The following is a 500-nucleotide window of genomic DNA, read 5'->3' on the forward strand; positions in this document are numbered from 1 at the left end:
GGATAAGCACCTGCATTTTTACAGTGCTATCATATGCGGCTTGGGAATTTGTAAGCTCTGCACGAGCAAGCTCTAGCGCCTTTCTTTTTTCCTCTAATGCCTTATTTGCAACCTCTAGATCAGATAAAATACTTGTTCCGCTACCTGGATTTGTTCCTACATTCGTTGTCGAAGTTGGATCCAGTCCTGGTTGAGAATATGTGGAAGAAGCCCCACTTCCATTTAGTTCTGCAAGTAAGCTCAAATATGCATTTTGTTTTGCGATAAAGTCCGCTTTTAAGGTTTCAACTTCCGTTTGTAGTCCTGCTGCGGTTTTATTTCCTACATTCGCTACTGCATAATCGTATACGGATTGGGCTCTTGTTTGGTTATCCTGTAAAACCTTTAACTCGGCCTGAGCGATCCTAAGTTCCAATTCCTGAGTGGAATAGATCCCGCTTGAACTCAATAAACCGTTCGCACTTCTTACATCGTCGTCATGTAATGAGTTTTGAGAATCT

General features: G+C 42.0%; 1 protein-coding gene. It reads right to left on the bottom strand.

Annotated features, from left to right (window positions below; genetic code table 11):
* Nucleotides 1–500, bottom strand: a 500-nt coding sequence (locus EHQ64_RS04130) for a hypothetical protein (RefSeq protein WP_135648250.1), incomplete at both ends; no start/stop codon positions are given.

Origin of the sequence: Leptospira sarikeiensis (genome assembly GCF_004769615.1) — a bacterium.
GTDB classification, from domain to species: Bacteria; Spirochaetota; Leptospiria; order Leptospirales; family Leptospiraceae; genus Leptospira_B; species Leptospira_B sarikeiensis.